The following is a 4,975-nucleotide window of genomic DNA, read 5'->3' as shown; positions in this document are numbered from 1 at the left end:
ACGGCTTCGACGGACACCAGCCCTACACCCCCGACGAGGTCCGCGAGGCCCTCCAGATCGGACCCGACACCCCGATCATCACGACGGACGCACGCCACCGTGCCGACGCCAAGAGCGGTCTGATCACGCTCGTCGAGCACGCGCTCATGGCGCGGCTCAAGTAGGCACAAGTCGGTATTGCCATACGGTAGTTACCGTAGTCGGGCGGGGGTGGGCTGTGTCCTTTGACACGATCCGCCCCCGTATTCATAACGTTTCGACAGAGAATTGCCCCGCGATCGACACCCGACGCATCCGTTTGGTGCCACTGCGCTCACACGAGCCCCGCCTTTTGACGGGGCTCGTTCTTTATGCCCGTTTTATCTGAGGTCTGGGCCACTCGGAATATCAGGTTCCGACTGTTTGGAACGCGACCGGTCCACGTGCTGGAATTCGACGAACTCCCGAGTAGTACGGCCCTGAACGAAACACGGCACAACGTAGGTGCCGACGCCGAGAGGTTGTTGGTCGAGTGAGGCGAAACAACGCGGGCTCCACGGCGCAGCTGGAGCGGGGCAACTTCACCCCGCCGCCGCCGCGCGCCGCGGCGTCGTCCGCCGATGCGTCCGATGCGGCGGTCTCCGGTGCCGGAACCAGCCGGTTCTCTCCGCGCAACTGGCGGGTGCCCACCCGGCTGAACGCCATCCTCCTGATTCCCGTCCTGGTCGGCCTGGTCATGGGCGGATTCCAGGTGAAGGAGTCGGTCGACACCTGGCGCGAGGCGCAGGACGCCGAGAAGACCGCGCTGATCGTGCGCGCCGCCGCCGAGTACGGCCAGGCACTCCTCGACGAGCGCGACCTCTCCGCTCAGCCCCTCCTCTCGAACAAGCGTGACGCCGAAGTCATCGGCAAGGTCCAGGCCGCCACCGACAACGCGGCGGGCAAGTTCAACGAGGCCGCGAAGGACATGCCCCGGAAGCAGGGCCTGGAGCGGCGCCTTCAGCTCTTCCGGCTGGAGGAGCCCACCCTTCCCGAGCTGCGCAAGGCCGCCTTCACCGAGGCCATGGACCCGGTGAAGACGGAGGAGGGCTACGTCAAGGTCCAGCACTCCCTGATGGAGTTCAGCAACGAGCTGGGGCTGGGCACCGGCAACATCACCACCTACGGCCGTACGGTCTACGCGATCGAGCTCGCCAAGGCTGCAGAATCGCTTCAGCGCTCCATCGGCATGCACCTGCTGGTGCGCCCGAGCCAGGAGAGCGCCAAGTTCGACGCCCAGGTCAAGGCGTTCGGCTCGTACAACTACCTGGAGCAGATCGCGCTCGGCGAGTTCACCTCCGGTGGTACGGAGGCCGACGCCGCCCGGCTGAAGCAGGTCATGGCCGCCAAGGCCGACGAGGGCGCCGAGGAGCTGAAGAGGGCCAAGGAGAAGGCCGACGCGGCGGGCGTCCCGTTCGTCATCCCGCCCAGCATCGACGGCTCGGTCTTCGACGGCATGGCCCAGCAGATCGGGCAGGGCAAGTCACCGGAGAAACTGGCCGCGAAGGGCATCACGCCCGAGACCTGGATGGCGGCCGCCACCGCCAGGTTCGACGGCTACGCCACGGTCGAGGACGAGCTCGTCGACAAGGCGGTGACCGAGGCCGCGGACATCTCGTCCAGCGCCAGGAACGACGCGATCATCAACGCCGCCGTCGTGATCGTCGCCCTGCTGGCCGCCTTCGTCCTGGCCGGCCTGATGGCCCGGCAGATGAGCCGCTCGATGCGCCGACTGCGTACGGCCGCCTTCCAGATCGCCGAGCAGCGGCTGCCGATGCTGGTCGACCAGCTCTCCCGGGCCGAGCCCGGCCGGGTCGACACCCGCGTCCGGCCGATCCCGATCCACAGCCACGACGAGATCGGCGAGGTCGCCCGCGCCTTCGACCAGGTGCACCGCGAGGCGGTCCGGCTGGCGGCCGAACAGGCCATGCTGCGGGGCAACGTCAACGCGATCTTCACCAACCTCTCGCGCCGCAACCAGTCGCTGATCGAGGGCCAGCTGACCCTCATCACCGATCTGGAGAACAACGAGGCCGACCCGGACCAGCTGGAGAACCTCTTCCGGCTGGACCACCTGGCCACCCGTATGCGCCGCAACGGCGAGAACCTCCTGGTCCTCGCCGGCGAGGAGCCCGGCCGCCGCTGGAACCAGCCGGTTCCGCTGGTCGACGTGCTCCGTGCCGCCGCCTCCGAGGTGGAGTCGTACGAGCGCATCGAGCTCTCCGGGGTGCCCGACACCGAGATCCACGGCCAGTCCGTCACCGACCTCGTGCACCTGCTGGCCGAGCTGCTGGAGAACGCCACCACCTTCTCCTCGCCGCAGACCAAGGTGCGGGTCACCGCGACCCGGCTGCCCGACGGCCGCGTGATGATCGAGATCCACGACAAGGGCATCGGCCTCACCGCCGAGGACTTCGCCGACATCAACCACAAGCTGGCCAACCCGCCGACCGTGGACGCCGCGGTGTCGCAGCGTATGGGTCTGTTCGTGGTCGGCCGGCTCTCCGACCGGCACGGCATCCGGGTCCAGCTGCGCCCCTCGGGAGAGCAGGCCGGCACCACCTCGCTGGTCATGCTGCCGGACGCGATCACCCACGGCGGCGGTGGCGAACCGGCCGCCGCGACGGACGACTTCACCGTCTCCTCGATCATTCCGGAGCAGCAGAGCTTCGAGCAGCAGTCGCACATGCGCACGGCCGCGGAGCTCGGCTTCGACGACTCCCGCTACGAGCAGCCCTCGACGGACGCCGTGCAGCTGGACCCGGTGGGCCGTTCGCTGCTGCGCGAGGAGCGCCGGGCGGCGCTGGGGGCGCAGGCGTCGGGCGAGCACCAGCAGTTCCCCCAGCAGCCGTATGCCGACGGCCGGTACGCCGCCGACGGCTACCCGCAGGAGCCGCAGCAGCCCTCGCACGAGGGCGGCTACGACCCCTACGTCGCCGACACGGGATTTGTCCCGCAGCCCGAGCAGGGTCTGTCCGGTGGATATGCGGAAGACGCCTACGCGGCCAGTGGGGCCCCGCAGCCGTCGTACGAGGAGCAGTTCGCTCCCCGAGCCCATCAGGACGACTGGCCGGATCAGAGCGCTTACCAGGGTGCGTTCGAGCCATCGGCGCCGACGGAAGCGGAATCCGTCCCGAGCGCCCCCGCCGAGCCGCAGGAGCGCGTAGGCTTCGACCGTCCGGGGCCCACGCCCAACTCCGGCCACGAGCTGACCGAAGCCGGTCTGCCGCGCCGGGGCGGTCAGCAGCACTGGCAGCCCACCGGTCGCGGGAACAACCGGCCCGCCGCCGCGCAGCAGCCGCAGCAGCGGGAGGAGGAACTGCCGCAGCAGCCGTCGCCCGCGCAGCAGGACGGCTCCGACGACTGGCGCTCGGCCAACGACGAGCGTTGGGAGCGGGCCGAGAAGCTCCGGGAGCCGAAGGCGGGCGGGATCACCCCGTCCGGACTCCCCCGGCGGGTGCCCAAGGCCAATCTGGTCGAGGGCACAGCGGAGCAGACCTTGCAGGGCGGCCCCCAGGTTTCCCGTGCCCCCGAGGACGTCCGCGGCAGGTTGAGCAACCTGCGGCGGGGCGTGCTGCGGGGACGCAGCGCGGGTTCGGACGACAGTAATACCTACAACCAGGAGCGTTAGTGTGAGCCCGATGAGCCAGGCCGCGCAGAATCTGAACTGGTTGATCACCAACTTCGTGGACAACACCCCCGGGGTGTCGCACACGGTGGTGGTCTCCGCCGACGGACTCCTGCTGGCCATGTCCGAGGGATTCCCCCGTGACCGCGCCGACCAGCTGGCCGCCGTCGCCTCCGGGCTGACCTCGCTGACCGCGGGCGCCTCCCGGATCTTCGAGGGCGGCGCGGTGAATCAGACAGTTGTGGAGATGGAACGCGGATTCCTCTTCATCATGTCCATTTCCGACGGATCCTCCCTGGCCGTTCTTGCACATCCGGACGCCGATATCGGTCTGGTTGGGTACGAAATGGCCCTTCTCGTCGACCGTGCGGGCAGTGTCCTCACTCCGGACCTCCGTGCTGAACTGCAAGGAAGTCTTCTCAACTGAGAGACAGACAGTGCGTTTCGCGCCACCGGGCCATAAAGTGCGGTGGCGCGGACCCACTGGGATCGGGACCGGTAGTCGGAGGAGGAATCGTGGACACACCCCAGGGCGGACACCCGTACAGCGGTGGCCGGCAGGTACCGGGTGAGCACGGGGACAACCGGTTCAACTTCCCCTCCACACCCAGCAGGCAGGGCGCCCAGCAGCCTTACCGGCCCTACCAGCAACCGCAGCAGGCCCAACAGCCGCCGCAGGACCCCGCGCAGGGGTTCGGGTGGCCCACCCAGCGTCCGCACCGCTACGACTCGCCCCGGACGCCCCGTATCCAGCCGGTACAGCCGCGGCAGACTCCCGAGCCTGCCGCACCGGCCGCGCACAATCCGCTGGTCCGTCCGTACGCCATGACCGGCGGCCGGACCCGACCGCGCTACCAACTCGCCATTGAGGCGTTGGTCAGTACTACGGCCGATCCGTCCCGGCTGCAAGGGCAGTTGCCCGAGCACCAGCGGATCTGCCGGCTGTGCTTCGAGATCAAGTCGGTCGCCGAGATTTCGGCACTGCTCTCGATCCCGCTCGGCGTTGCCCGGATCCTCGTAGCCGACCTGGCAGAGGCCGGACTCGTCGCTATCCATCAGCCCGGCGGCGACGAGTCCGCCGGCGGCCAGCCAGATGTGACACTGCTCGAAAGGGTGCTCAGTGGACTTCGCAAGCTCTAGCGGCGGAGCAGCCCGCTCCACTACCTCGGCGAAGATCGTGGTGGCAGGGGGCTTCGGCGTGGGTAAGACCACGTTCGTCGGTGCCGTCTCGGAGATCAATCCGCTGCGCACCGAAGCCGTGATGACGTCCGCCTCCGCGGGCATCGACGACCTGACGCACACCGGGGACAAGACCACCACGACGGTGGC

3 protein-coding genes and 2 pseudogenes are annotated in these 4,975 nt (G+C 68.8%); all 5 read left to right on the top strand.

Annotated features, from left to right (window positions below; all coding sequences use genetic code 11):
• A pseudogene (locus IE107_RS34190) lies at nt 1-164 on the top strand (ATP-binding protein); the annotation flags it as partial.
• Between the two features lie 347 nt (nt 165-511).
• The gene (locus IE107_RS34185; protein ID WP_189548234.1) at nt 512-3,649 is read left to right on the top strand and encodes a sensor histidine kinase; all 3,138 of its coding nucleotides are present in this window, start codon (nt 512-514) and stop codon (nt 3,647-3,649) included.
• Nucleotides 3,650-3,659: 10 nt separating this feature from the next.
• Entirely contained in the window at nt 3,660-4,073 is a 414-nt protein-coding gene (locus tag IE107_RS34180) for a roadblock/LC7 domain-containing protein (protein WP_006127847.1), read from the top strand.
• 89 nt (nt 4,074-4,162) lie between these two features.
• On the top strand, nt 4,163-4,786 hold the full coding sequence (locus IE107_RS34175) for a DUF742 domain-containing protein (RefSeq protein ID WP_189548233.1): 624 nt from the start codon (nt 4,163-4,165) through the stop codon (nt 4,784-4,786).
• Nucleotides 4,767-4,975: pseudogene (locus tag IE107_RS34170) on the top strand (ATP/GTP-binding protein); the annotation flags it as partial. The gene IE107_RS34175 and the pseudogene IE107_RS34170, both read left to right, overlap by 20 nt.

The sequence above is a fragment of the Streptomyces gelaticus genome (assembly GCF_014649535.1).
Classification (GTDB): domain Bacteria; phylum Actinomycetota; class Actinomycetes; order Streptomycetales; family Streptomycetaceae; genus Streptomyces; species Streptomyces gelaticus.
The sequence above is the reverse complement of the archived record's forward strand: the minus strand, read 5'-3'. Positions and strand labels throughout refer to the sequence as shown.

Excerpts from the sequence above, each read along its gene's own strand:
- IE107_RS34180 (WP_006127847.1), top strand. The coding sequence starts at position 3,660 with ATGAGCCAGGCCGCGCAGAATCTGAACTGGTTGATCACCAACTTCGTG.